We start from the raw sequence: 26,188 nt of genomic DNA, 5'->3' as shown, positions 1-26,188 counted from the left end.
AGCCGCCGGGTCTTCGGGCCCACCTTGGTGCGGAACAGCAACCCGCCGTCATCGAAGGCGAACCAGATCGGGGTGTCGACCGGGCTGCCGTCGCGGCGAAACGAGCGCAGCAGGGCGTAGCGAGACTCGCTGAGTTCTCGAGGGATGGTCATGACCACAGTCAAGGACTTAGAGTTGACTCGAAGTCAAGCACTGAATTTCCGGGAGGCCGCGATGGCGCCGAGCCTGACGATCGGGGAGGTGGCGCGCCAAGCCGGGGTGGCCGCGACCGCCTTGCGCTACTACGAGCAAATCGGCCTGGTTCCCGAGCCGGCGCGGCTGGGCGGTCAGCGCCGCTATGACGACTCGATTCTGGCCCGCCTCGAGGTGATCGCCCTGTGCAAGGCCGCCGGGTTCTCGCTGGAGGAGATCCAGCTGCTGTTCGCCGACGACGCACCGGGGCGGCCGGCCAGCCGCGCGCTGGCCGAGGCCAAACTCGCCGAGATCGACGCGCAGCTGGAGTCGCTGGCCCGCGCGCGGGCCGTCATCGAATGGGGGATGCGCTGCACGTGCCCCTCAATTGACGCCTGTACCTGTGGCATTCACCCACCCCACGCCGGCAAGGAGCCCGCATGACCCCCATCGCCGTGCGGAACTTCTCGCACATCTGCGTTGGCGTCTCCGACATCGAGGCCTCGCTGGCCTTCTACACCGCGGTGCTGGGCATGGACGTGGTGTTCGACGTCGAACTCGAGGGCGCCGCACTGGATTCGGTCACCGGCGGTGCCGCCCAGCGGGGTCGCATGATCGGCGGGCTGATCGGGGCAGCGATGGTGGAGCTGTTGTCGCTGGGCGCGGTGCCCGAGTGCCCGAGCGGCCCACACCTGGGTTACACCAACATGTCGTTTCGCGTCGATGATCTCGACGCCGCCTTCGACACCGTCACCCGCCACCATCCGGGCGTGCGGGCCGACCCGCCCGTCGACATCGGGGGAGTGCGGATGTTCTTCGTCTACGACCCGGACGGCACGCCGATCGAGCTGGTCGAGCTGCCCGGCGGCGCGACGAGCACGGTGCAGCTGTGGCGCCCCGGGCCCTGACCCGGCGGCCCCGGCGAAGTCGCGCGATATGTTCCCTGCTCCTGTGCTCGGACGTAGGCTCACGAAGGCAGTGCTGATGCGGCGCCGAGGAGGACCGAAATGACGACAGCGCAGGCTCCCGCCACCTTGTGCGAGGCGTTCCAGCGCACCGCGTCGATCGACCCCGAGGCCGTCGCGCTCCGGACGCCCGGCGGCGCCCAGACGTTGACGTGGCGGGAGCTCGCGGAGCAGGTGCGCAAGGTCGCCGCCGGCCTGGCCGGGCTGGGAGTCCGGCGGGGCGACACGGTCTCGCTGATGATGGCGAACCGGATCGAGTTCTACCCGTTCGAGATCGGCGCCCAACACCTTGGGGCCACATCGTTTTCCGTGTACAACACGTTGCCCGCCGAGCAGCTGACCTACCTGTTCGACAACGCCGGCACCAAGGTCGCGATCTGCGAGGAGCAGTATGTGGACCGCATTCGCGCCAGCGGTGCACCCCTCGAGCACATCGTCTGCATCGACGGTTCGCCGCCCGGCACCATCTCGGTGGACGACCTGTATGCCGCCGCGCGCGCGGATTTCGACTTCCAGGCCACCTGGCGGGCGGTGCAACCCGAGGACGTCGTGACGCTCATCTACACCTCCGGGACCACCGGCAACCCCAAGGGGGTGGAGATGACGCACGCCAGCCTGCTGTTCGAGGCGCACGGTTTCGACGCCGTGCTCGGCAGCCGGTTCGGTGACCGGACCACGTCGTATCTGCCCTCGGCGCACATCGCCGACCGGATGATGGCCCTGTATTCGCTCGAGGTGTTCGGTACCCAGGTGACCGCCGTCGACGACGCGCGCGCCGTGGCGGCGGCGCTGCCCGACGTGCGGCCCACGGTGTGGGCGGCGGTGCCGCGAGTGTGGGAAAAGCTGAAGGCCGCAATCGAATTCGTCGTCGCCAGCGAGGGCGACGACGTCAAACGTCAGGCGCTGCAATGGGCGATGTCGGTGGCCGCCAGGCGCGCGGCCGCGCTGGTGTCCGGCAAGCCCGAGCCCGCCGAATTGGCCGCCGAATGGGCCCGGGCCGACGAGCTGGTGCTGTCCAAGTTGCGCGAGCGGCTCGGGTTCGGCGAATTGCGTTGGGCCGTGTCCGGCGCCGCGCCGATCCCCAAGGAGACGCTGGCGTTCTTCGCGGGCATAGGCATCCCGATCAGCGAGGTCTGGGGCATGTCGGAGCTCAGTTGCGCTGCCAGCGTGGCACATCCGGATGACACGCGGCTGGGCACCGTGGGCAGGCTGCTCCCCGGCCTGGAGGGCAGGGTCGCCGAGGACGGCGAATTTCTGGTCCGCGGTCCGCTGGTGATGAAGGGCTACCGCAAGGAACCGGCGAAGACCGCCGAGGCGATCGACGCCGACGGCTGGCTGCACACCGGCGACATCATCGAGGTCGACGCCGACGGTTACCTGCGCATCGTCGACCGCAAGAAGGAGCTGATCATCAACGCGGCCGGAAAGAACATGTCGCCGGCCAACATCGAAAACGCCATCCTGGCCGCGTGTCCCATGGTCGGGGTGATGATCGCCATCGGCGACGGGCGACCGTACAACACCGCGCTGATGGTCTTCGACGCCGACTCCGTTGGCCCGTATGCCGCCCAGCGCGGCCTGTCCGACGCCTCACCCGCCGCGCTGGCGGCCGACCCGGAGGTCATCGCGCAGATCGCCGCCGGGGTGGCCGCGGGCAACGAGAAGCTGTCCCGGGTGGAGCAGATCAAGCGGTTCCGCGTGCTGCCCACCCTGTGGGAGCCCGGCGGTGACGAGATCACGCTGACGATGAAGCTCAAGCGCAAGCAGATCATGGCGAAATACGCCGAGGAGATCGAGCAGCTCTACGCGCCGGATCCCCATCCGGACGTGCACGAGGCCGCCGAAGCCGTGTCGGTGCAGCCGGCATGATCGGGGGACCGGCGGGCGCGGCTCGCGAAATGGGCCGGGTGGGTATACGAAAGCTGTTGCAGCGCACCGGCATCGTCGAGGAATCGACGTCGCCGCTGTCTACCGACCCGGCCGAGGTTGCCGATTTGCTGGGCGCGCCATGGTATGACGAGCGGCTGGGCAAGCTGGCCCACGAGCTGGGGCGCGACCTGGACAGCGTGCGCGCCGAGGCCGCAAGCTACCTGCGCGAGATGGCGCCCTCACTCGACGAGCGGGCGGTGAAAGCCTGGCGCAGCTTCAGTTGCTGGCTGATGCGTGCCTACGATGTGCTCACCGACGAGGACCAGATCGCCCAGCTGCGCAAGCTGGACCGCAAAGCCACACTGGCGTTTGCCTTTTCGCATCGCTCCTACCTGGATGGGCTGCTGCTGCCCGAGGTGATCCAGGCCAACCGGTTATCGCCCGCACTCACCTTCGGCGGCGCCAACCTGAATTTCTTCCCGATGGGCGCCTGGGCCAAGCGCACCGGAACCATCTTCATCCGGCGCCAGACGAAGGACATTCCCGTCTACCGCTTCGTGTTGCGCGCGTACGCCGCGCAGCTGGTGCAAAACCACGCCAACCTGACCTGGTCCATCGAGGGCGGCCGGACCAGGACGGGCAAGCTGCGCCCGCCGGTATTCGGGATTCTGCGGTACATCAGCGACGCCGTCGACGAAATCGACGGCCCCGAGGTGTATCTGGTGCCGACGTCGATCGTGTACGACCAGCTGCACGAGGTGGAGGCCATGACCACCGAGGCATACGGTGCGACGAAGCGGCCCGAAGACTTCCGCTTCCTGGTCCGGCTGGCGCGACAGCAAGGTGAGCGGCTCGGCCGCGCGTACCTGGACTTCGGTGAACCCCTGCCGCTGCGCAAGCGCCTCGAGGAGCTGCGCGCCTTGCAAAAAACATCAGAGTCCGGCGCCAGCACCGAGATCGAACGCATCGCGCTGGACGTCGAACACCGGATCAACCGCGCCACTCCCGTCACCCCGACCGCGGTGGTGAGCCTCGCCCTGCTGGGCGCCGACCGCTCGCTGTCCATCAGCGAGGTGCTGGCCACCGTGCGCCCGCTGGCGAGCTACATCGCGGCGCGCAACTGGAAGGTGGCCGGCGCCGCCGACCTGACCAACCGCTCGACCATCCGCTGGACCCTGCACCAGCTGGTGGCCTCCGGTGTGGTCAGCGTGTACGACGCCGGCACCGAACCGGTCTGGGGCATCGGGGCCGAACAGCACCTGGTCGCCGCCTTCTACCGCAACGCCGCCATTCACATCGTGGTCGATCGCGCGATCGCCGAGACCGCGCTGCTGGCCGCGACGGAGGACGCCGTGGGCTCGGTCGACGGGCTGGTCCAACCGACCGCCGTGCGCGATGAGGCGCTGAAACTGCGCGAATTGCTGAAGTTCGAGTTTTTGTTCTCCGCACGAGCGCAATTCGAGAAGGAACTCGCCGACGAGGTGTGCCTGCTCGGGCGGGTGGACGACACCAGCAAGGCGGCCAGCGCGGACGACGTGCGCGGGCTGCTGGAAAAGGCCGACGTGCTGCTGGCGCACCTGGTGCTGCGCCCGTTCCTCGACGCCTACCACATCGTCGCCGACCGGCTCGCCGACTACGACGACGAATCGTTCGACGAGGACGCGTTTCTCGCCGAATGTCTCGAGGTGGGCAAGCAGTGGGAGCTGCAACGCAGGATCGCCAGCGCCGAGTCGAGATCGATGGAGTTGTTCAAGACCGCGCTGCGATTGGCCCGGCATCGTGAACTGGTCGACGGCGTGGCGGACCTGGATATCGCCCGGCGGCGCCGTGAGTTCGCCGAGGAGATCGCCGCGGCCGTGCGCCGGGTGAATACCATTGCGGAGCTGGCCAGGACCCAGTGATCGCTCGGTCTCGGCGGGCGGCGCGGTTCACAGACCGTTAACGTTTGGTCGCGATAGTGCGTTGGCGACGTCGGTGAGGGTCGGCGGTGGTAGATAGCGGCCGATGAAGCGAGGATGTGATGAGTGAGAAATCCAGCGGGCGATCCCGCCCGCTGATCGGGTACATCACCCACGACATCGCACCGCCGATCAGCCCCGCGCCGATCGGCCGGGAGTGGATGTCGGAGATACGCCAGGGCTGGCCGCACCGGTGTCTGCCGATGCTGATCGCCAACCAGAGCGGCTGGGAGGTGCGCAACCGCAGCGCGTTCACCGCGACCTGGATGGGCGGCAATGACCGCACCAACCTGATGATCGCGCCCGACACCCGCGACAGCGGTCAGTTCCTGCCGTCGAGCCACTTCGGCTACGGCATCTTGACCTGGCATCTGCCCATCCTGTTCCGCACCCCGCCGGGCTACAACCTGCTGGTTCGCGGACCGGCCAATCATCCGAAGGACGCCATCTCCCCGCTGGAGGGCATCGTCGAAACCGATTGGTCCAGCTCGAGTTTCAGCATGAACTGGAAATTCACCCGCGAGTTCATGCCGGTGCGATTCGAGATCGACGAGCCGATCTGCATGATCGTGCCGCAGCGCCGGGCCGAGCTGGAGGAGTTCGCGCCGCAGCTGCGGCCCATCGAATCCGACGAGGAGCTGCACCGCAAGCACGAGCACTTCCTCGGCTCGCGCGGCGCGCTGGGCCGTGAACAGGAGGCCGCGGCCGGTGCGGCCAACGAGAAGGTGCCGTGGCAGGGCGATTACACGCGCGGCCGGCACAGCGACGGCGAGCCCGGCGCGGACGACCACCAGACTCGCCGCCGACTCCGGTCGTTCGTCGCGCACGAGCCCGAGAACGCGGACTAGCGCGAAATCACCGAGCGCGCAGGGGAATTGCCGTGGCCCCGTGGGTGATCGCCTCCGGCGCCTGCGCCGAAGCGCCGGCCCACGCGATGTACCCGTCGGGACGCACCAGCACGGCGGGGCCGTGGTCGGCCCGCTCGGCCTGCACCATTCCGGGCGCCTCGACCGGGGCGGCGCCGTATTCGCGGACGAAGACGTAATTGCCACCGCGCTGCAACTGCGTCAACCGTCCCTCGACGAGGGGGATCGCGGCGGCCCGGGTGCCGACCAGTCCGCGCCGGCCGTACCGCAGCCCGGTGCCCGCGAAACTGCCGGCCACCAAGTCCTGCACCGCGGGTATGCGAAGCAGGTTGGGCGCCAACAGGTTACGAAGCCAGATCGCGGGCCGCCGATGCAGCGTCGCGGCGCGGGCGATCATCCCGGACTGTACCAGCACCCGCTTGCCGATCGGATGGCGTTCGCTGTGGTAGGTGTCCAGCAACGCATCGTCGGCCCCGCCGAGCACGGCATCGAGCTTCCAGGCCAGGTTCACGGCGTCCTGGATGCCGGTGTTCATGCCCTGGCCGCCCATCGGGGAGTGCACGTGCGCGGCGTCGCCGGCCAGGAACACCCGACCGTGCCGATACCGCGCGACTTGCCTTTCGTCGCAATGGAATCGCGACTTCCAGCCGATCTGTGTCACACCGAAGTCGGTGCCCATGGCGCGGGCCAGGACGTCGACGATCTCGGCGTCGTCGACGGGCGCGTCGTCGGGCAGTTGGTGGTCGCGGTCCCACGCCAGGGCGCGGTACCACGAGCCGTCCGCGTCGTGCCGGTTGTAGGGAGCCAGGAACCCCAGCACGTCACCGGTGGTGCCCACCACCAGCCCGCCCCGGGCCGGGCCGTGGGCCAGCTTGACGTCGGCCAGCATCAACGAGGTCAGCACCGTCTTGCCGGGGAAGTCGGCGCCCAGCAGCGTCCGGACGGTGCTGTGGGCGCCGTCGGCGCCGATCACATACCGCGCCCGCCACGTCTGCCGGTGTGCGGGATCGCCGTCGCCCTTGGGTCCGGCGGTGACGGTGACGCCCGTGGCGTCCTGCGCGAGCGCGACCACCTCCACGCCGCGCCGGATGTCGGCCCCCTCGGCGACCGCGTAGCGGCGCAGCGCGGCGTCGACGTTGGTCTGCGGGGTGATCAGGACGAATGGGTAGGCCGAGTCGAGCCGGGTCAGGTCGAGGCGGGCCCTGGCGAACAGCGTCACGTCCGGTCCGCGCTGCCCGATCGCGAGCAGCTCGTCGGCCGCGCCGCGCGCGTCGAGGAGCTCCAGGGTCCGGGGCATGACGGCGAACGCGCGGCTGGTCGGGTTCTCGGCGGGCCAGCGCTCCAGCACCGTCACCGACCGCCCGGCGCGGGCCAGGTCACCCGCGGCGGTCAGGCCGGTGGGGCCCGCGCCCACGACCAGGACGTCGATCTCGTGAACGGTGGTTGTACTCATCGGAGCGCTCCTTCCGGTTGCGGATACCAGCGACGGATGTCGCCAGGGGTGGCTTGCGCGGCGTGGTTGAAGACGAATGTCGGTCTCCTCGCCGACTCGATTCAACAACTGTTGAAATCAACCTAAACCTCGCTGGTAGCCATGTCAACAGTTGTTGAACTAGAATTTCGGCATGCCCGGCAAGACCCGCGATGGCAAAGTCACCCGCGCGACGATCCTTCGCGCCGCGCGGACCCTGTTCTCCACCCACGGCTTCGAGCGGACCACCATCCGTGCGATCGCGGCCGAGGCTGGCGTGGACCCGGCGCTCGTCATGCACTACTTCGGCAACAAGGCCGACCTGTTCGCGGCGGTCTCGCGGCTCGAGATCACCTTCCCCGACCTCACCGGCGTCACCCCGGAACGCATCGCCGACATCCTGGTGCCGTTCCTCGTCCGGGTGTGGGATCCGGGCGGGCCGTTTCTGCCGCTGCTGCGGGCGGCCGCGACCAACCGGGCGGCCGCCGACGCGCTCCTGGAGGTGTTCGTCGAAAAGGTCGCCCCGGCACTCGCCACCATCACCCCCGACCGGGCCGCCGAGCGGACCGCGATGGTGGGATCGCAGGTGCTGGGAATCGCCATGGCGCGCAATGTCGTTGGGGTGCCCGCGCTGGTCGCGATGGACGACGCGACGCTGACCGAATGGCTGCGCCCGGTGCTGGCGCACTACCTCACCGGCTCAACCCGCGCCTAGAGTGAATGGCATGCCGCTTACTGGAGAATACGAACCGTCACCGTTGGATTGGTCTCGCGAGCAAGCTGATAAATACGCCGAGTCGGGGGGCGCCGAGGCCGCCGACATGAAGGGCAAGCCGATCATCCTGCTGACCACGGTCGGCGCCAAGACCGGCAAACTGCGCAAGACCCCGCTGATGCGCGTCGAACACGATGGCCAGTACGCGGTCGTCGCCTCCTTGGGCGGGGCGCCGAAACATCCGGTCTGGTACTACAACATCAAGAAGAATCCCCGCGTCGAGCTGCAGGACGGCTCGGTGACCCGCGATTACAACGCCCGCGAGGTCTTCGGCGACGAGAAGGCGACCTGGTGGGAGCGCGCCGTGGCGGCCTGGCCCGACTACGCCGAGTACCAGACCAAGACCGACCGCCAGATCCCGGTGTTCGTGCTGACCCCGGTCGACTGAATTCCGGAGTTGGTCGGCCGCCATGGCACCATTGATCAGTGTCCGCCGAATTGAGCCAGAGTCCGAGCGTCTCGCCGCTGTCCGCGGCTGACATCGACGGCGCTGCCAAGCGGATCGCCGCGGTGGTCACGCCCACCCCGCTGCAGTTCAGCGACCGGTTGTCGGCGATCACCGGCGCGCAGGTCTACCTCAAGCGCGAGGACCTGCAGATCGTGCGCTCCTACAAGCTGCGCGGCGCCTACAACCTGCTGGTCCAGCTGACCGAGGCGGAGCTGGCCGCCGGCGTGGTGTGTTCGTCGGCGGGCAACCACGCGCAGGGCTTCGCCTACGCGTGCCGGGCGCTGCAGGTGCACGGCCGCGTGTACGTGCCGGCCAAGACGCCGATGCAGAAGCGCGACCGGATCCGTTACCACGGCGGCGACTTCATCGACCTGATCGTTGGTGGCAGCACCTACGACCTGGCAGCCGAGGCGGCCCTGGCCGACGTGGCAAGCACCGGCGCCACGTTGGTGCCGCCCTATGACGACCTGCGCACCATGGCGGGCCAGGGCACGATCGCGGCCGAACTACTCGATCAACTCGGCGCCGAGCCCGACCTGGTGGTGGTCCCGGTGGGCGGCGGCGGCTGCATCGCCGGCATCACCACCTACCTCGCCGAGCGGACGCGCAACACCTCGGTGCTGGGCGTCGAGCCGGCCGGCGCCGCGGCGATGATGGCCGCGCTGTCGGCCGGGGAGCCGGTGACGCTGGACGAAGTCGACCAGTTCGTCGACGGCGCCGCGGTGCGGCGGGCCGGTGACCTGACCTACGCCTCGCTGGCGGCCGCCGGCGACATGGTCTCGATCACCGCGGTCGACGAGGGCGCGGTGTGCACCGCGATGCTCGACCTCTACCAGAACGAGGGCATCATCGCCGAGCCGGCGGGCGCGCTGTCGGTCACCGGATTGCTCGACGCTGACATCGAGCCCGGTTCGACGGTGGTGTGCCTGATCTCGGGCGGCAACAACGACGTGTCGCGGTACGGCGAAGTGCTCGAACGCTCGCTGGTGCACCTCGGCCTCAAGCACTACTTCCTGGTGGACTTCCCGCAGGAGCCGGGCGCGCTGCGCCGCTTCCTGGACACCGTGCTCGGACCGAACGACGACATCACCCTGTTCGAGTACGTCAAGCGCAACAACCGGGAGACCGGCGAGGCGCTGGTCGGCATCCAGCTGGGATCCTCGGCCGACCTGGACGGCCTGCTGGCCCGGATGCGTGCGACCGAGTTGCACGTCGAGACCCTGAAACCGGGCTCGCCGGCCTACCGCTACCTGCTGCTCTAGAGGCCGGGGCCGCGATCGATGCGCCCGCCATATGTACCTGGCACCAGCGGATTCGGCCTGGTCAGCGCCGGATTGGTGGCGTGTCTCGTCCTGCTGGTGTGGGCGGCGATATGGATCGCTCTGCGCGGCGGCCGGCTAATCGCGTTGTGGGACAAGGTGTCCCACAACGCCGTGATCGGCGAGACGCTGACCTGGCTGCGCGACCGGATCGGCGCCAGGGAGCGGGCGCTGGCGCGCCGGTTGCGGGTGAGCGAGGTCGCCGGCTTGGCGCTGGCGCTCGGCCTGCTCGTGGTCGTGGCGCTGGCGGTCGGCTTCACCGAGGTGCTCGACGACGTGCTCGAGGGCGACGGCATCGCCGGATTCGACCAACCGGCGACGCGGTGGCTCGCCACCCACCGCGATCTGTGGCTGACCACTGCCCTGAGAGTGGTGACCGGCGCGGGGAGTCCGATTTTCCTGGCCGCGGTCGCCTTGCCGATCTCGGTCGTCGCCGGTTGGCGGTGCCGGTCGTGGCGGCCCGTGGTGCTGGCACTGGTTGCCGGCGTGGGCATTCCCCTGGTGCTGTTCACGGCCAAGGTCTTGGTGGGCCGCCAACGTCCGGCCCTGCCGTTCGCCCTGGTCGACGCGGACGGCTATTCGTTTCCGTCCGGGCACGCGACCGGCACCGCCGCGAGCATGGTCATCTCCGCGTGGCTGCTGACCCGCTGGCTCGTCCCGTGGTGGACCGGGCGGGTGATCGTCTGGGCGATGGCCACCGCCGTGACGTTCGTGGTTGGGTTTTCCCGCGTCTATCTGGGCGTCCACTACGTCAGCGATGTGCTGTCGGGCTGGCTGCTGGGGACGGCCTGGGCCGGCACCGTCATGCTCGTCGGATCCTGGTGGGACGACACCCGACGCGGGCGCGGCTCAGCGTCGGTCACCCGGTAAGTACGCCGGCACGGCGGTGCCGGGAGTCAGGTCGTCGGCCGGCACCGGCGGCCCGGCCGTCAGGCTCAGCGGCAGCACGCCCGCCCAATGGGGCAGCGACAGGTCCTGCGGATCGTCGGCCGGCGGGCCGCTGCGCACCTTCGCCGACACCTCGACGAGGTCGAGAGCGAGCACCCCTGTCGCGGCGAGCTCGCGCGCATCGGGGGCTCGGCAGTCGGCGGCGCGCCCCGGCGCGATGTGATCGAGCAGGCCGCCCAGCGCCCTCGACTTCTCCGCCGGATCGTCCACCATGCGCGCATCGCCCAGCACCACCACCGAGCGGAAGTTCACCGAGTGGTGCATCGCCGAGCGGCCCAGCACCAGACCGTCGACCAGGGTCGCGGTGACGCAGACCGGCAGGCCCGACCCCGTGGCTTCGGCCGCCTTCGCCGCCAGCACCGGGCCGCCGCCGGACGAACCGTGCAGGTAGAGCGTTTCGTCGAGCCGGGCGTGCGTGGTGGGCAAGACGACCGGTCGACCGGCGCTCAGGTAGCCCAGGTGGCAGATCAGCGCCTCGTCCAGGATGGCGTGCACCGTGGGCCGGTCGTAGTGCGCCCGGTCCCGGTAGCGGGTCGGCGTGGTGCGTGCGGTCGGTCGGTATGCGGTGTCCACAGCGTTGCCCTTAGTTTTGTCCTAGTACATAATGTATTGCGTGCCAGTACAAAACAGCATAACCGGAACCGGCGCGGAGTCCATAGCCGCCAGCGTCGAGGCGGCGATATCGGGCGGCGCTTTGGCGCCCGGCGACGCGCTACCGCCGGTGCGGGAGCTGGCCATCCAGCTCGGCGTCAACGCCAACACCGCCGCCGCGGCCTACCGCCTGCTGCGTCAGCGCGGGGCCGTCGAGACCGCCGGCCGGCGCGGCACCCGCGTGCGCCATCGCCCGGCGACCACCCCGCGCTCGCTGCTCGGGCTGGACGTGCCCGCCGGCGTGCGCGACCTGTCCACCGGAAATCCGCACCCCGCCCTGTTGCCCATCGCGGGCGCGTCGCCGGCCGGTCCGGACGCGAACCCGGTGCTCTACGGCGAGCCGGCCGTCTCGGCGGCGCTGGGGGAGTTCGCCCGCCGCGCACTGTCCGCCGACGGGGTTCCCGCCGATCACCTGGCGGTGACCAGCGGCGCGCTGGACGGCATCGAACGCGCGCTCACCGCGCACCTGCGCCCCGGCGATCGCGTCGCCGTCGAGGATCCGGGCTGGGCCAACCTTCTCGATCTGCTTGCGGGACTGGGTCTTTCGGCCGAACCGGTGCGGGTCGACGACGACGGCCCACTGCCCGACGACCTGGACCGCGCGCTGCGCGGCGGGGTGCGCGCGCTGGTGCTCACCAACCGCGCCCAAAATCCCACTGGCGCCGCGCTTTCGGCCGATCGCGCCGCTGTGCTGGGCGCGCTGTTGGCGCGGCGGGCCGAGGACCTGCTGGTGGTGGAAGACGACCACTGCGCCGGCATCTCCGGCGCACCGCTGCACACCCTGGCCGGCCGCACCGCGCACTGGGCGTTCGTCCGCTCGGCGTCCAAGGCCTACGGCCCCGACCTGCGGGTGGCCGTGCTTGCCGGCGACCATCGCACCGTCGAGCGGGTGCGTGGCCGGTTGCGGCTCGGGCCGGGCTGGGTGAGCCACATCCTGCAGCGGCTGGCCGTCGACTTGTGGTCCGACCCGGCGGCGGCGCAGCTGGTGGCGACCGCCGAGCGGGACTACGCCCAAAGCCGAACCCGGCTATGCGATGCCCTGGCCGAGCGCGGCGTCGAGGCGCACGGGCGCTCCGGGCTCAACGTGTGGGTGCCGGTTCCCGACGAGGCGGTCGCCGTGTCGCGCCTGCTCGCCGCGGGCTGGGCGGCCGCACCGGGTAGCCGGTTCCGGATGCACACGCCGGCGGGCATCCGCATCACGATCTCCGGCCTGACCGCCGACGAGATCGATCCCCTCGCCGACGCGGTCGGCCGGGCCATCGTGTAGCCGCCGCTCAGGCGCCCTCGTCGTCGTTGGCGCCGGGCCCGGGACCGCTCCACAACAGCTCAATGCCGGGATGCGGCGGCATGTCGTGGCGCACGGCGTGCCGGCCCGACGGCGGATTGGTGGCGCGGCGGCTCGGCTTGCGCCGGCAGATGCGTCGCAGTGGGTGACCGAATTCAGATTGACTCATGGCGGCATCATCGGGGGTCGACCCGCGGCGGCGCCATTCAGTTATCCACAGCCCGTTCACGTCGAGAGAATCGCGATGAAGACTTTTGGAGGATTCCGGCGGCTTGGGCAACTTCGCGGTACGCGGCCGCCAGGCTCGACAACGTCGAATGAGCGTTGCGGCCACTCGGGTTGGGAACCACCCACAGTTCGGTTGCGTCATATGGCGACGCCTGCTTGCCCGCCTCAGCGCGGCGCTGACCGAAAGCGTCTCGGTATGCGGTGATCCCGAGGACTGCGACGACACGCGGGACGAGATTTTCAACCATCCGGTCCAGTTTCCGCCTGCCGCTGATCAGTTCGGCGGCGGTGAGCTCGTCGGCGCCCGCGGTCGCCCTGTCGACCAGGTTGGTAATGCCGATCCCGCGCCGCACCAGGTATTTCCAGTCGTCCGGCGCAAACCCTGACGAGGCGTCGATCAAGTGATCGGTGATGCCGGCGCGGTACAACGCCGGCCAGAACCGATTGCCGCGAGGCGCGAAATGTGCTTGTACAGCAGCGGTTCGCAGGCCGGGATTAATGCCCACGAACAGCAGTCGGACCTTCTCGGAGATCAGGTCGGGCACGGTGCTGCCGTGGAATCGCTTCAGCTCCTCCCGGGTGAAGCGGAGCTCATCCATGGTGTGACGAAGCGCGATCAGCCGGAGCCACCCGCGCTCCGCAATATCGCGAATGAATGCCCAGGCAGCTCGGTCCTGTCGGGATGAACCGCCGGTTCGTCCCAGGCCAGCACCAGCTCACCGCTGACCGGGACCCGCACCTGCTCGGCGCTCAGGTTGCACGCGATGCGCAACCGTCCGCGCGCGATGACGATCCAGCCTTGGTCCTCGTCGTAGTCGACGGTCAGGTGTTCCAGCCAGGGGTCGGCGAGGTCGGGGTCGTCGCGCCGCAACGCGATCAGGTCGCGGTAGAGGCGGTGCAGCCGGGCGTGCTCGCCGGTGTCGATTTCGGCCCAATCCAGCTTGGAGTCGGCGAACGTCTGCGGGTCCTGCGGGTCGGGAATCTCGTCGGCGTCCCAGCCGTGTTCGGCGAACTCGGCCTTGCGTCCCTCGGCGGTGGCCTTCGCCAGTTCCGGTTCGGGGTGCGAGCTGAAGAACTGGAACGGGGTCGACGCCGCGTATTCCTCACCCATGAAAAGCATGGTGGTGTAAGGAGATCCGAGGACGAGCGCGGCCTTGACCGCCAGCTGGCCGCCGGTCAGGTTCTGCGACGGCCGGTCACCCAGGGCCCGGTTGCCGACCTGATCGTGCGTGCAGGTGTAGGCGACCAGGCGGGTGGCCGGGATGCCGGATTCCGCGCTGGTGTCCAGCGGCCGGCCGTGCCGGCGATGCCGGAACGACGAATAGGTGGCGGCGTGAAAGAAGCCGTGGCGCAAGGTCTGGGCCAGGGTGGCCAGGCTGCCGAAGTCGGCGTAGTAGCCCTGGCGCTCGCCGGAGACCGCGGTGTGGATGGCGTGATGGATGTCGTCGGCCCACTGCCCGGTCAGGCCGTAGCCGCCGCGGTCGCGCGGGGTGATCAGCCGTGGGTCGTTCAGGTCGCTCTCGGCGATCAGCGACAGCGGGCGCCCCAATTGCTGGGCCAGCCAATCCGTTTCGGTCGCGAGCTCCTCGAGGATATGAATCGCGGTGGTGTCCACCAGCGCGTGGACGGCGTCCAGGCGCAGGCCGTCGGCATGGAAGTCGCGCATCCAGCGCAGCGCGCAGCCGATGATGTAGCGGCGCACGTCGTCGGAGTCGGCGTCGGCGATGTTGATGCCCTCGCCCCACGGGTTGCTCGCCGACGACAGGTAGGGCCCGAAGCGCGGCAAATAGTTGCCCGACGGGCCGAGGTGGTTGAACACCGCGTCGATCAGCACCCCCAGACCCTTGGCGTGGCAGGCGTCGACGAAGCGAACCAGCCCATCGGGGCCGCCGTAGGGTTCGTGCACGCTGTACCACAGCACGCCGTCGTATCCCCAACCATGGGTGCCGGCAAAGGAATTCACCGGCATCAGCTCGACGAAGTCCACGCCGAGATCCACCAGATAGTCCAGCTTCTCGATGGCGGAGTCGAAGGTGCCCGCCTCGGTGAACGCGCCCAGGTGCAGCTCATAGATCACCGCACCCTCGACCGGGCGGCCGGCCCACGCGCTATCGGTCCAGCTCGCGGCGGCCGGATCCCACAACTGCGAGCGGGCGTGCACGCCCTCGGGCTGGCGCGGTGAGCGCGGGTCGGGCAGCACGGTGGGGTCGTCGTCGAGCAGGTAGCCGTAGCGAGCGTCCGGCGCGGTGTCCACGCGCGCATGCCACCAACCGTCGGCCGAGCGCGTCATGGGGTGCGTCTGCCCGTCGACGTCGAGGCGAACCTGCGCGGGCTTGGGCGCCCAGACCCGGAAGTCAGTCATGATGGCGCTCCAGCAGCACGACGGGCAGGTCGGCGAACAATTGTGCCGCCGAGGTGGGGCCGTCGGCGATCACGCCGGTGAGCGCGTCCTTCCAGGTTCCGTCCGGCAACGGCACAACCGTATTGCCCCAACCGGTTTCGGCAAGCCGCACGGTCCAGCGGGTGACCGCCACCACGATGTCCTCGCCGCGGCGAAACGCCAGCACGTGGTCACTGGCCTCGCCGTTGGCCAGGAGCGGGACGTAGACGCCGTGCAGGAAGGTGTCCGCGTGCTGGCGGCGCACGCGCAGCGCCGTGGTGACGACCCGGATTTTCGGATGTTTCAAGTCCTGCAGAGCGGCGCGCCGGGCCGAGTAGTCCACGGCCCGACGGTTGTCCGGGTCCACCAGGCTGTCGTCCCACAGCTCGGTGCCCTGGTACACGTCGGGAATCCCGGGCACGGTCAGCGCCAGCAGCTTCTGGGCCAGCGCGTCGCTGGCGGCATGCGGATTGAGTTGGGCGACAAGCTCGGTCAGCTGGCCGGCCACCGGACCGTCGAGCACGCTGTCCAGCCACCGGTGCACCGCGTCCTCGAATTCGGCGTCCGGGTCGTTCCACGAGGTATGCCAGGATGCTTCGCGGATGGCCTTCTCGGCGTAGCCGTGCAGCCGCTCGCGCAGCTCGGCGGTGACCTCGCCGCCGACCGGCCATACGCCGAAGATGTTCTGCCACAAGAACTGTCCGGTCGCCGGATCCGGGGAGGGGGCATGGACCTCCCAGCGGGCGAGGAACTCGGTCCACAGCGACGGCACCTGCGACAGCACCGAGATCCGGGCGCGCACGTCCTCGCCGCGCTTGGTGTCGTGCGTGGTGAGCGTCGTCATGGTCTGCGGCCACAACCGGGCGCGGGTGGCGGCGCTGTGGTGAAACTCGGCGGCACCGACACCAAAGCGGTGCGGCTCGCCGCCCACCTCGTTCAGCGAGACCAGCCGGGCGTCGCGGTAGAACAGGCAGTCCTCGACGGCCTTGGCGGTGACGGCCCCGCAGAGCTGCTGCAGGCGGGTGGCCGGCTCCCCGCCGCGGGCCAGCGCCGCGGCAAGCACCTGCAGTGCGGGCCCCAATTCCGGTGCGGCCGCCTGGGTTTCGGCCAGCGCGGTGGGCAGCAGCGCGACCAGGCCGGGGTAGTCGCTGCGGTAGACCCCGAGGTGGGTGAGCAGCGCGGCCACCGCCTCGGGCAGCTGCGGGTGGTCGACGCCGGCCGCGGCCACGATGCTGCGGCGCAACCGGCGCAGTTCACTTGCCAAGGTTTCGGTGGCCGAACGGGTCTTGAGGTCCACCAGCATGTCCGGCATCGCCCCGTAGTCCACCCCGGTGGATTCCACCAGCGCGGTCAGCGCGGGGGCGCCGTCCGGATCCACCAGCACCCCGCCGATTTCGCGCAACACGTCATAACCGGTGGTGCCGCCGACCGGCAGGGTCGGCTCGAGCGCCTCGTCGACGGCCAGGATCTTCTCGATCACGATCCAGGCTTGCGGGCCGGTCAGTTCGCGCAGCCACGCCAGGTATCCGCACGGATCCGACAGGCCGTCGGGGTGGTCGATGCGGATGCCGTCGACCAGGCCCTCAGTGAACCACCGGCCGACCTCGGCGTGGGTGGCGTCGAAAACCGCGCGGTCCTCCTGGCGCAGCCCGGCCAGCGAGGTGATCGAGAAGAAGCGACGGTACCCGCACACGCCGTTGCGCCAGCCGACCAACCGGTAGTGCTGGCGGTCGTGCACCTCCGGCCCGGTGCCCGCCGCGGTGCCCGGCGCGATCGGCAGCGCCAGATCACCCAGCCGCAGCAGCTCCCCGTCGACGGTGAGGTCCGCGGCGTCGTCGTCGGATCCCAGCACCGGCAGCACGATGCGGCCGTCGTCGTCGAGGTCCCAGTCAATGTCGAAATACGTTGCGTAGGGCGAGGAACGGCCGTTGCGCAGGACGTCCCACCACCACGGGTTCTGCTGGGGCACGTCGATGCCCACGTGGTTGGGCACGATGTCGACGATCAGGCCCATGCCGCGCTCCCGCGCCGCGGCCGACAACCGCGCCAGGCCTTCGCGGCCGCCGATCTCGGGGGACACCGTCGTCGGGTCGGTGACGTCGTAGCCGTGACTGGACCCGGGCGCCGCGGTCATGATCGGAGACAGATACAGGTGCGACACCCCGAGGTCGTTCAGGTAGTCGAGCAGGTTTTCCGCGTCGGCGAAGGTGAACGCGAACCCACTGGATTCACCACGCAATTGCAACCGGTAGGTGGAGATGACGGGTAAGGCCATGCGTCACTGCGTCTTACGCAAGACCAGCAGCGAGCGTGAGGGCAGTGACACCTTCTCCTCGGCGGTCACCACCTGGTCGGCCCCTTCTTTGCGGCCCGTCGGTTCGTTGGTGTCCAGTTCCACGGTCCACTCTTTCGCGTAGTCACTATTCGGCGTCGCGAACTCCACCGGATCTTCACCGGCGTTGAAACACAACAGGAATGAGTCGTCGACGACCCGCTCACCGCGCGCGTTGGGTGCGCTGATGGCCTCGCCGTTGAGGAACACCGCCACGCACTTGTGAATGCTTTCGCCCCAATCCTCGTGGGTCATCTCGCGGCTGCTCGGATTCAGCCAGGCGATGTCGCGCACCTCGTCGCCGCTGCGGATCGGCTCGCCCTCGAAGAACCGGCGCCGCCGAAACACCGGGTGCCGCTTGCGCAGCGTGCTCACCCGGCGGGCGAACTTCAGCAGGTCGGCGTTCTTGTCGACCAAAGACCAATCCATCCAAGATAATTCGGAGTCCTGGCAGTACACGTTGTTGTTGCCGTTCTGGGAGCGGCCGAACTCGTCGCCATGGGCGATCATCGGCGTGCCCTGGCTGAGCATCAGCGTCGCCCAGAAGTTGCGCATCTGGCGACAGCGCAGGTCGGTGATGTCGGGATCATCGGTGGGGCCTTCGACGCCGCAGTTCCACGAGCGGTTGTGGCTCTCGCCATCCCGGTTGTCCTCCCCGTTGGCCATGTTGTGCTTCTCGTTGTAGGACACCAGGTCGTTCAGGGTGAACCCGTCGTGCGCGGTGACGAAGTTGATGCTGGCGCTGGGACGCCGGCCGGTCGCCTCATACAGGTCCGACGACCCGGTCAGCCGGGAAGCGAACTCGCCCAGGGTTGCGGGCTCGCCCCGCCAGTAATCGCGCACAGTATCGCGATACTTCCCGTTCCACTCGGTCCACAAACCCGGGAAATTTCCGACTTGATATCCGCCCTCGCCGACATCCCACGGTTCGGCGATCAATTTGACCTGGCTGACGATCGGATCCTGCTGCACCAGATCGAAGAACGCGCTCAGCCGGTCGACGTCGTGCAGCTCGCGGGCCAGCGTGGCGGCCAGATCGAAGCGGAACCCGTCGACGTGCATCTCGGTCACCCAGTACCGCAGCGAATCCATGATCAGCTGCAGTACGTGCGGGTGGCGCGGGTTGAGGCTGTTGCCGGTGCCGGTGTAGTCCTTGTACAGCCGCAGGTCGGTGTCGACGAGCCGGTAGTAGGCGGCGTTGTCGATGCCGCGGAAGTTGATGGTCGGCCCCAGGTGGTTGCCCTCGGCGGTGTGGTTGTACACCACGTCGAGGATCACCTCGATGCCGGCTTCGTGGAAGCTGCGCACCATCGACTTGAACTCCGCGACGCTCGACGTGCGGTTGGCCGCGTATTGATTGTGCGGCGCGAAATAGCCGAAAGTGTTGTAGCCCCAGTAATTTCGCAGACCCAGGTCCAGCAGCCGCTGGTCGTGCATGAACTGGTGCACCGGCATCAGCTCGATGGCGGTGACCCGCAGCGAGTGGAGGTGTTCGATGATCGCCGGGTGGGCCAGCCCGGCATAGGTGCCCCGAAGCTCCTCGGGGACACTGGGATGGGTCTGCGTCATCCCCTTGACGTGGGCCTCGTAGATGACCGTCTCGTGATACGGGGTCAGCGGCGCGCGGTCGGATCCCCAGTCGAAGAACGGATTGCTCACCACGCTGGTCATGGTGTGGCCCAGCGAATCGACCATCGGCGGAATCCCCGGGTCGAGCCCGTCGGCGTTGGGGCCGTTCGGGTCCCTCTCACCGAAGGCCTTCAGGTCATAGGAGAACAGCGCCTGACCAAAGGTGAAGTCGCCGTGAAAAGCCTTGCCGTACGGGTCGAGCAGCAGCTTGCTGGGGTCACACCGATGACCGGCCGCCGGGTCGAACGGGCCGTAGACGCGAAACCCGTAGCGCTGTCCGGGAGTGATGTTCGGCAGATACGCGTGCCAGACGAATCCGTCCACCTCGTCCAAGGGAATCCGCGACTCGCCGCCGTGATGGTCGATCAGGCACAGCTCGACCTTCTCGGCGATTTCGGAGAACAACGAGAAGTTCGTTCCCGCGCCGTCGTAGGAGGCGCCGAGCGGATAAGGGTTTCCCGGCCACACGGTGGCCAGCTTGGGTTGGTGGTTACCGCCTGGGTCTGAAGCGGGACTGTTGGTTGACACCCATCGACCTTATCCGCGCGCGGTTGCGCCCACCCGCGTTAGCGGCCAGGAGTAAGGCGGGTCACCACCAGCCGGTGGCCTCGGCGATCTGGCGGCCCAATTCGGGTGCCATGGTCCGCACGTAGGTCGGCGAGAGGTGGTGGGCGCCGTGATAGATCAGGATGTTTCCCTCGACCGGGCGGCACACGTCGGCGCGGCAGATCGCGTCGGACATGTCGAGCACCTTGAGCTGCGGGAACTGCGTGACGAAGTCCAGCGTCTGGTTGCGGTCGGAGAGCATGTCGGAACGCTTGATGGCGCACGACTGGGGGGTGCCGTTGCGTTTGGCGAGGCAGTCCGCCGGGTCGAACGGCTGGCCGTTCTTCACCAGCCACGGCGTGTCCCGCATCCCGAGAATCGGAATGTTGTTGTCGGACAACGTCTGCCAGATTCCGATATAGGTGGCGGGCATCACGTCGCCGGACTTGATGTTCCACGGCCGGGTGGTGGTGGTGAACACGTAATCGGGCCGGTCGGTGACCAGTTTGGTCATCGTTCGCTGCACCCACTCCCGGCATTGCGGGTAGGGGGCGTTGTTGCCCATGATCAGCGGGACCTGCTCGGTCGACAGGGGACAGCCCATCTTCAGGTACGTCACGACCTTGAAGTGGTGCAGCTTGCCCAGGATGTCGAGCGCGGGCAGCCAGTGTTCGGCGTGCGACCCGCCCGCCAGCGCGATGGTCCGGTCGGCGGCCATATCGCCGTAGGTGCAGGTGACCACCGCGGGGTTGACGAAGTCGCTGATGCAGCCGTCTCGGGTCGAGACGGGCAGGTCCTGCTTGACCTCTAAGACGGTGGGCCGCATGGGCAGTGCGGGCACCCGCACGCGTTCGGTGAGGGCGCGGGCACCGGGGTAGTCCTGCGGGTTGAGGACGCTGAGTTCCTTGCCGGCCGACCGCAGGACGGTGACGTGCTGGCGCCAGGTGAACGAGGTGGCCGTCAGGGTCACGCCCAGCAGCACGACGGCCGATCCCAGCGCCATCGTCGGCCGGGCCAGGCGCGTCACCCACGGAATCGCCGGCGCGGCGGCCGGCTTCGAGGAAGCGCGGTAGCGCAGTGGATCCTCGACGAGCCGGTTGGTGAGATAGGCCAGCACCCCCGACACCAACAGCAGCACCGCGCCTTCGACGAAGCCGGCGTGCTTGTGGCCGCTGTAGGACAGCCAGAAGATCAGCAGCGGCCAGTGCCACAGGTAGAGCGCGTACGCCATGGCGCCCAGCTCCACCAGGGGCCGCGTCGCCAGCAGCCGGTTGGGCAGCGGCAACCGGGCACCGGCGCCGCTCTGCAGGTTGGCTCCGACCAGGATCATCAGCATGGCGGCGCCGACCGGCACCAGCGCCCACGGGCCGGGGAACTCCTGCACGCCGTCGATCAGCGCCCCGCAGGACAGCACCGCGCCCAGCGCGACGGTGGCCAGCACCGTCCGCAACCACATGGGCCAGTGGACGCGGGTCACCAGCGCGCCGACCAGCGCGCCCAGCAACAACTCCCAGCCCCGCGCGAAGCTGTTGTAGTAGGCCGCCGCCTGGTCCTGCTGATGGGCGACGATCGCGTAGCCGAACGAGGCCACCGTCAACGCGGACAGGACCACCACGAGCGCGATCCGCAGCCGGACCGCGCGCCGAAACAGCAAGGCCAGCCCGGCGATCAACAGCAGGAAGCTGACGTAGAACTGGCCCTGCACCGACATCGACCAGATGTGCTGCAAGGGGCTCACGGCCTCGCCCGCCCGCAGGTAGTCCGAGGCGGTGTTGGCCAGCTCCCAGTTTTGGTAGTAGCCGAGGCTGGCCAGGCTCTGGTCGGCGAAGGTCTCCCAGCGGGTCTCCGGTTGCACCAGGATGGTCAGCACCGCGCACCCGGCCAGCACCACGACCAGCGCGGGAACCAGCCGCCGGACGAGCCGGACCACCTCCGCCACCGGCGACAGCGGCACGGCCGGGTTCAGCGCGGCGCGGATGATCTTGCCGCCGAAGAAGAATCCGGACAGCGCCAGGAACACGTCCACGCCGCCGGAGACCCGGCCGAACCAGATATGGAAGACGGCGACCAGGGCGATGGCGATGCCACGCAGGCCGTCGAGGTCGTAGCGATAGAACCCCTGGGACCCCGTTTTGCGCGCTCCCGTCGCGACCGGATCGGCGGTGGCGTCCGGTGTAGGAGACGGTGGCGGGGTCGGCATGATCGCCAGTTAATTTACCGAAAACCCGCCACGAGCTCCCGACAGCTCGCGGCGGCGAGGCCGCTCAGCGGGGCGGGAAGCAAGTGGCGGGTGTCGGACGGCCAACACACGGCCCGAAAATTACCTGCCGATGCCGGCGCCGGTCGGCTGCAACGGCGACTGCTGGGCCGGCAGCTGCACGGGCGCCTGCTGAAACGGCGACTGCTGCAGCGGGGCCTGCTGGCCGGGCAGCTGTTGGGGGGCCTGCTGGTAGGGCGACTGCTGCGCCGGGGCCTGCTGTGCCGGGGCTTGTTGCAGCGGGGCCTGCTGGGTGGGCAGCTGTTGGGGGGCCTGCTGGTAGGGCGACTGCTGCGCCGGGGCCTGCTGTGCCGGGGCTTGTTGCAGCGGGCCCTGCTGGCCGGGCAGCTGCTGCGGTGCCTGTTGCAGCGGCGTCTGCTGCGGTGCCTGCTGCAGCGGCGTCTGCTGCGCCGGAGTGGCGCCGAGCACCCGGACCATGTACGGCGTCATGCCGTTGGTGCGCACCGGTGAGACCTGCACGACGTCGCCGACCTCGAGCATCTGGTTGTTGCCCAGGTACATGGCGACGCTCTGGGTGCCCTCGGGGCCGTAGAAGATCAGGTCACCCTTGCGGGCCTGCTGCGGCAGGATCTTCTGTCCGACCCGGTAGATCGCGCCCGAGGACCGGGGTAGCTTGATGCCGGCGCCGGCGTAGGCGTACTGCATCAGCCCGGAGGCGTCGAAACCGACGGTGTTGATGCCGGTGCCGGTGCCGCGGGTGGGGCCGTTGATGCCGCCACCGGCCCAGGAGAACGGCACACCGCGCTGCGACAGACCGCGGGCGATCACCACGTCGGTGGCCTGCTGGTAGTCCATCGACCTGGCGCCCGGGTCGGCGGTCGCGATGGTGGGAACCACCATCGGCGCCCCGAGCAGCGCCAATCCGATCGCGAAGGCGTAGATGCGTTTCATTTTGTGGCCTTTCCCTGGCCTCTCCAGGCGCTCAATGGGCCTCGACGCGGTGACCTCGCGCGTCCGCCCCCGGTTCATGAACCGAGCGACGGCCTCCACGCTGGGGCCGACACCGTCCATGGCACTTGCGAAGTGACTCAGCGGTTGCCCGCTGATTCACATCAGTCACACAAGCCACTTTGACAACAGATGTTGTTAGCCGCCAGGCCCAGGCGGGATTTTTTGTCGTACCGTGACCGGACGGTGACAGGCGCACCGAATTCCATATGCGCAGTTGTGATTTCGGTCTCAGTTGGCGACGAAGCCGCGCGCCGGGGCCGACCAGGCCGGCCGGGCGATTAGAGCCAGTAGCGTTCGCTGAACATCGTCAGCAGCGACCCGGCCACCGAGCTGACCATGACCAGCGCCAGCGCCAGCACCGGCCAGAAGGACATGTACCAGCCCTTCAGGATCGAGACGACCGGGCCGACGACGGCGGCGGTGATGGCCGCGCCGAGGCCGCCCCACACCACCGGGTGGATGTAGAGGTCCAGGCCGTAGGGGACCGGCCCGCAGGTCTCGTCCTCGCAGACGTTCGCCAGAAAGCCGAAAAGCCGCGTCGGCCAGGTGGTCGCCGTGGCCAGCACGGCGAGCAGGACCAGGAGAGCGACGGTGCAGATGACGTCCCAGGGCGCAATCCGCACCCGGATCACCCGGGGCACTGCGGAGGTTTCGGCGTCGTAGTCCACCAGCGGGTAGTGCGTGTCCCTCGACCAGCCCGGCCCGAGCGCGGGATCGGCCTCGGGTCCCGGCGCTGCGCTGTCGGACTGCTGCGACGTGGCCATGATGTCCCATGCTTCCCGACGTCGCAATTTTGCGCGAATCGGCTGCTTTACCCTCGATCACTATGCCGGCGGCGAAGGCCGGGCTGACGCCCGAGCAGATCAGCGCGATCGACGCCGCGCACCTGTGGCACCCCTACAGCACCATCGGCGCCGAGCCCGTCGCGCCCGTGGTCGCGGTCGGTGCCCGTGGCCCCCGGCTCACCCTGATCCGCGACGGCGAGCCGGTCGAGGCGCTCGACGCCATGAGCTCCTGGTGGACCGCCATCCACGGACACGGCCACCCGGTGCTGGACGCCGCCCTCACCGCCCAGCTCGGCGCGATGAACCACGTCATGTTCGGCGGGCTGACCCACGAACCCGCGGCGCGGCTGGCCCAGTTGCTGGTGGACATCACCCCGGCGGAGCTGCAGACGGTGTTCTTCAGCGACTCCGGCTCGGTGTCGGTGGAGGTGGCGGTGAAGATGGCGCTGCAGTACTGGCGCAGCCGCGACCGGCCCGGCAAGCACCGGCTGATGACCTGGCGCGGCGGCTACCACGGCGACACCTTCACCCCGATGAGCGTCTGCGACCCCGACGGCGGCATGCACTCACTGTGGAGCGACATCCTGGCCCGGCAGGTGTTCGCCCCGCAGGTGCCCCGCGATTACGACCCGGCCTACAGCGCGGCGTTCGAGGAACAGCTGGCCGGCCACGCCGCCGAGCTGGCCGCCGTCGTCGTCGAGCCCGTCGTCCAGGGCGCCGGCGGCATGCGCTTCCACGACCCGCGATACCTGCGCGACCTGCGCGACATCTGTCGACGGCACGAGGTACTGCTCGTCTTCGACGAGATCGCCACCGGCTTCGGGCGCACCGGCGAACTCTTCGCGGCCGACCACGCCGGGGTGAGCCCGGACATCATGTGCGTCGGCAAGGCGCTCACCGGGGGATACCTCACCCTGGCCGCCACCTTGTGCACCGCCGACATCGCCCACACCATCAGCGCGGGTGAGGCGGGAGCGCTGATGCACGGCCCCACGTTCATGGCCAACGCGCTGGCCTGCGCGGTGTCGGTGGCCAGCGTCGAGGTGTTGCTCGGGCAGGACTGGCGGTCACGGGTCGCCGAGATCGGCGCCGGGCTGGCGGCCGGTCTCGAGCCCGCCCGGGCGCTGCCGGGCGTGCGCGACGTGCGGGTGCGCGGCGCCATCGGCGTCATCGAATGCGAGCGGCCGGTCGACCTGGCCGTCGCCACCCCGGCGGCCCTGGACCACGGCGTCTGGCTGCGCCCGTTTCGCAACCTGGTCTACGCCATGCCGCCCTACATCTGCACGCCCGGCGAGATCGCGCAGATCACCTCGGCGATGGTCGAGGTGGCGACGCGAACGGGCTCTCGTAGGCTCTAGGGCGATGAAGGCACCGATCGAGGTCTCCCCGCTGGCCTGGCTGGAGGCGGTGGAACGGCAGCGCCGCGAGGCCGGGTTGCGCCGCTCGCTGCGGCCGCGTCCGGCCGTCGCCACCGAGCTGGACCTGGCCTCCAACGACTACCTCGGGCTGTCGCAGCACCCCGAGGTGATCGACGGCGGCGTCGCCGCGCTGCGCATGTGGGGCGCCGGTGCCACCGGATCCCGGCTGGTCACCGGCGACACCGAACTGCACCAGCGGTTCGAGGCCGAGTTGGCCGACTACGTGGGCGCGGAATCGGGCCTGCTGTTCTCCTCCGGCTACGCGGCCAACCTGGGTGCCGTCGTCGGGTTGTCGGGCCGGGGTTCGCTGCTGGTCTCGGATGAGCTCTCGCACGCGTCGCTGGTGGACGCCTGCCGGCTGTCGCGGGCGCGGGTGGCGGTGACCCCGCACCGCGACGTCGGCGCCGTGGCGGCCGCGCTGCTGACGCGGGCCGAGGAACGCGCGGTCGTCATCACCGAGTCGGTGTTTTCCACCGACGGTGCCCTGGCGCCGCTGCGCGAACTGCACGAGGTGTGCCGCGCGCACCGCGCCCTGCTCATCGTCGACGAGGCGCACGGCCTGGGCGTGCGCGGCGGCGGGCGGGGGCTGCTGCACGAGGCTGGACTGGCCGGGGCGCCCGACGTGGTCATGACCACCACGCTGTCCAAGGCGCTGGGCAGCCAGGGCGGCGCGGTGCTGGGGCCGGCGTCGGTGCGCGCGCATCTGATCGACGCGGCGCGCACGTTCATCTTCGACACCGGCCTGGCCCCGGCGGCGGTGGGCGCCGCGCGGGCCGCCCTGGGTGTGCTGCGGTCCGAACCCTGGCGCCCGGACGCGGTGTTGCGCCACGCCGCCATGCTGGCCGAGGTCTGCGGGGTGGCCGAGGTGCCGCAATCGGCGGTGGTCTCGGTGATCCTGGGCGACCCGGACGTCGC

21 protein-coding genes and 2 pseudogenes are annotated in these 26,188 nt (G+C 69.4%); 12 read left to right on the top strand and 11 right to left on the bottom strand.

The genetic code is table 11. The features are described from left to right. Nucleotides 1-152: pseudogene (locus tag DQP58_RS27215) on the bottom strand (PPOX class F420-dependent oxidoreductase); the annotation flags it as partial. A gap of 61 nt (nucleotides 153-213) precedes the next feature. Between DQP58_RS27215 and DQP58_RS18070 the strand changes: the two are divergent. The 5 genes from DQP58_RS18070 to DQP58_RS18050 all read left to right on the top strand — a co-directional run bounded on the left by DQP58_RS18070 (nucleotide 214) and on the right by DQP58_RS18050 (nucleotide 5,811). After that, the gene (locus tag DQP58_RS18070) at nucleotides 214-615 is read left to right on the top strand and encodes a helix-turn-helix domain-containing protein (RefSeq protein WP_112709635.1); all 402 of its coding nucleotides are present in this window, start codon (nucleotides 214-216) and stop codon (nucleotides 613-615) included. Next, nucleotides 612-1,079: a VOC family protein gene (locus DQP58_RS18065; RefSeq protein WP_112709634.1), complete on the top strand. Its 468-nt coding sequence runs from the start codon at nucleotides 612-614 to the stop codon at nucleotides 1,077-1,079. The genes DQP58_RS18070 and DQP58_RS18065 overlap by 4 nt, the downstream gene beginning before the upstream one ends. A 99-nt stretch (nucleotides 1,080-1,178) precedes the next feature. Beyond that, the gene (fadD11, locus tag DQP58_RS18060) at nucleotides 1,179-3,005 is read left to right on the top strand and encodes a fatty acid--CoA ligase FadD11 (protein WP_112709633.1); all 1,827 of its coding nucleotides are present in this window, start codon (nucleotides 1,179-1,181) and stop codon (nucleotides 3,003-3,005) included. After that, the gene (locus DQP58_RS18055) at nucleotides 3,002-4,906 is read left to right on the top strand and encodes a lysophospholipid acyltransferase (RefSeq protein ID WP_112709632.1); all 1,905 of its coding nucleotides are present in this window, start codon (nucleotides 3,002-3,004) and stop codon (nucleotides 4,904-4,906) included. Before fadD11 ends, DQP58_RS18055 begins: the two co-directional genes overlap by 4 nt. A 119-nt stretch (nucleotides 4,907-5,025) precedes the next feature. Continuing rightward, the gene (locus DQP58_RS18050) at nucleotides 5,026-5,811 is read left to right on the top strand and encodes a DUF6065 family protein (protein ID WP_112709631.1); all 786 of its coding nucleotides are present in this window, start codon (nucleotides 5,026-5,028) and stop codon (nucleotides 5,809-5,811) included. A gap of 7 nt (nucleotides 5,812-5,818) precedes the next feature. Here DQP58_RS18050 and DQP58_RS18045 read toward each other — a convergent pair whose 3' ends face one another. Beyond that, a complete protein-coding gene (locus DQP58_RS18045) occupies nucleotides 5,819-7,282 on the bottom strand; it encodes an FAD-dependent oxidoreductase (protein WP_112709630.1) in 1,464 nt (487 codons plus the stop codon). A gap of 172 nt (nucleotides 7,283-7,454) precedes the next feature. Between DQP58_RS18045 and DQP58_RS18040 the strand changes: the two genes are divergently transcribed. Genes DQP58_RS18040 through DQP58_RS18025 form a run of 4 tightly spaced genes read left to right on the top strand, consistent with a single transcriptional unit; the run spans nucleotide 7,455 to nucleotide 10,712 of the window. Beyond that, entirely contained in the window at nucleotides 7,455-8,015 is a 561-nt protein-coding gene (locus DQP58_RS18040) for a TetR/AcrR family transcriptional regulator (protein WP_112709629.1), read from the top strand. Between the two features lie 10 nt (nucleotides 8,016-8,025). Continuing rightward, entirely contained in the window at nucleotides 8,026-8,463 is a 438-nt protein-coding gene (locus tag DQP58_RS18035; RefSeq protein WP_112709637.1) for a nitroreductase family deazaflavin-dependent oxidoreductase, read from the top strand. 38 nt (nucleotides 8,464-8,501) lie between these two features. Further along, a complete protein-coding gene (gene ilvA / locus DQP58_RS18030) occupies nucleotides 8,502-9,785 on the top strand; it encodes a threonine ammonia-lyase (protein ID WP_112709628.1) in 1,284 nt (427 codons plus the stop codon). Nucleotides 9,786-9,803: 18 nt separating this feature from the next. Next, nucleotides 9,804-10,712, top strand: coding sequence for a phosphatase PAP2 family protein (locus DQP58_RS18025; protein ID WP_112709627.1), 909 nt, complete (start codon nucleotides 9,804-9,806; stop codon nucleotides 10,710-10,712). Here the strand turns inward: DQP58_RS18025 and DQP58_RS18020 are convergent. After that, nucleotides 10,692-11,363 carry a pyridoxamine 5'-phosphate oxidase family protein gene (locus DQP58_RS18020; protein ID WP_112709626.1) on the bottom strand — a complete coding sequence of 224 codons (672 nt, stop codon included), beginning with the start codon at nucleotides 11,361-11,363 and terminating at the stop codon, nucleotides 10,692-10,694. The genes DQP58_RS18025 and DQP58_RS18020 overlap by 21 nt on opposite strands. A 40-nt stretch (nucleotides 11,364-11,403) precedes the next feature. On the opposite strand from DQP58_RS18020, the gene DQP58_RS18015 reads away from it, so the two are divergent. Continuing rightward, the gene (locus tag DQP58_RS18015; protein WP_112709636.1) at nucleotides 11,404-12,708 is read left to right on the top strand and encodes an aminotransferase class I/II-fold pyridoxal phosphate-dependent enzyme; all 1,305 of its coding nucleotides are present in this window, start codon (nucleotides 11,404-11,406) and stop codon (nucleotides 12,706-12,708) included. A 7-nt stretch (nucleotides 12,709-12,715) separates the two neighbouring features. Here the strand turns inward: DQP58_RS18015 and DQP58_RS18010 are convergent, their stop codons facing one another. The 8 genes and pseudogenes from DQP58_RS18010 to DQP58_RS17975 all read right to left on the bottom strand — a co-directional run bounded on the left by DQP58_RS18010 (nucleotide 12,716) and on the right by DQP58_RS17975 (nucleotide 23,834). Next, nucleotides 12,716-12,895, bottom strand: coding sequence for a hypothetical protein (locus DQP58_RS18010; RefSeq protein WP_112709625.1), 180 nt, complete (start codon nucleotides 12,893-12,895; stop codon nucleotides 12,716-12,718). 37 nt (nucleotides 12,896-12,932) lie between these two features. Beyond that, entirely contained in the window at nucleotides 12,933-13,553 is a 621-nt protein-coding gene (locus DQP58_RS18005; RefSeq protein ID WP_112709624.1) for a mismatch-specific DNA-glycosylase, read from the bottom strand. 17 nt (nucleotides 13,554-13,570) lie between these two features. Continuing rightward, entirely contained in the window at nucleotides 13,571-15,316 is a 1,746-nt protein-coding gene (treZ, locus tag DQP58_RS18000; RefSeq protein ID WP_112709623.1) for a malto-oligosyltrehalose trehalohydrolase, read from the bottom strand. Then, nucleotides 15,309-17,609, bottom strand: a complete 2,301-nt coding sequence (gene treY, locus DQP58_RS17995; protein WP_112709622.1) for a malto-oligosyltrehalose synthase — start codon at nucleotides 17,607-17,609, stop codon at nucleotides 15,309-15,311. Before treY ends, treZ begins: the two co-directional genes overlap by 8 nt. A 3-nt stretch (nucleotides 17,610-17,612) precedes the next feature. Beyond that, nucleotides 17,613-19,823, bottom strand: coding sequence for a glycogen debranching protein GlgX (glgX, locus tag DQP58_RS17990; protein WP_112709621.1), 2,211 nt, complete (start codon nucleotides 19,821-19,823; stop codon nucleotides 17,613-17,615). 61 nt (nucleotides 19,824-19,884) lie between these two features. Next, entirely contained in the window at nucleotides 19,885-22,041 is a 2,157-nt protein-coding gene (locus tag DQP58_RS17985; protein WP_112709620.1) for an acyltransferase family protein, read from the bottom strand. 312 nt (nucleotides 22,042-22,353) lie between these two features. Continuing rightward, nucleotides 22,354-23,010 (bottom strand): annotated as a pseudogene (gene ripD / locus DQP58_RS17980) (NlpC/P60 family peptidoglycan-binding protein RipD); the annotation flags it as partial. Nucleotides 23,011-23,348: 338 nt separating this feature from the next. Beyond that, nucleotides 23,349-23,834, bottom strand: a complete 486-nt coding sequence (locus tag DQP58_RS17975; protein WP_112709618.1) for a hypothetical protein — start codon at nucleotides 23,832-23,834, stop codon at nucleotides 23,349-23,351. Between the two features lie 62 nt (nucleotides 23,835-23,896). Here DQP58_RS17975 and DQP58_RS17970 point away from each other — a divergent pair, with 62 nt between their 5' ends. After that, on the top strand, nucleotides 23,897-25,213 hold the full coding sequence (locus DQP58_RS17970) for an adenosylmethionine--8-amino-7-oxononanoate transaminase (protein ID WP_112709617.1): 1,317 nt from the start codon (nucleotides 23,897-23,899) through the stop codon (nucleotides 25,211-25,213). A 4-nt stretch (nucleotides 25,214-25,217) separates the two neighbouring features. Further along, a partial coding sequence (locus tag DQP58_RS17965) for an 8-amino-7-oxononanoate synthase (RefSeq protein WP_133259395.1) occupies nucleotides 25,218-26,188 on the top strand: 971 nt, incomplete at its 3' end.

Origin of the sequence: Mycobacterium colombiense (assembly GCF_003284975.1) — a bacterium.
GTDB classification, from domain to species: Bacteria; Actinomycetota; Actinomycetes; order Mycobacteriales; family Mycobacteriaceae; genus Mycobacterium; species Mycobacterium europaeum_A.
The sequence above is the reverse complement of the archived record's forward strand: the minus strand, read 5'-3'. Positions and strand labels throughout refer to the sequence as shown.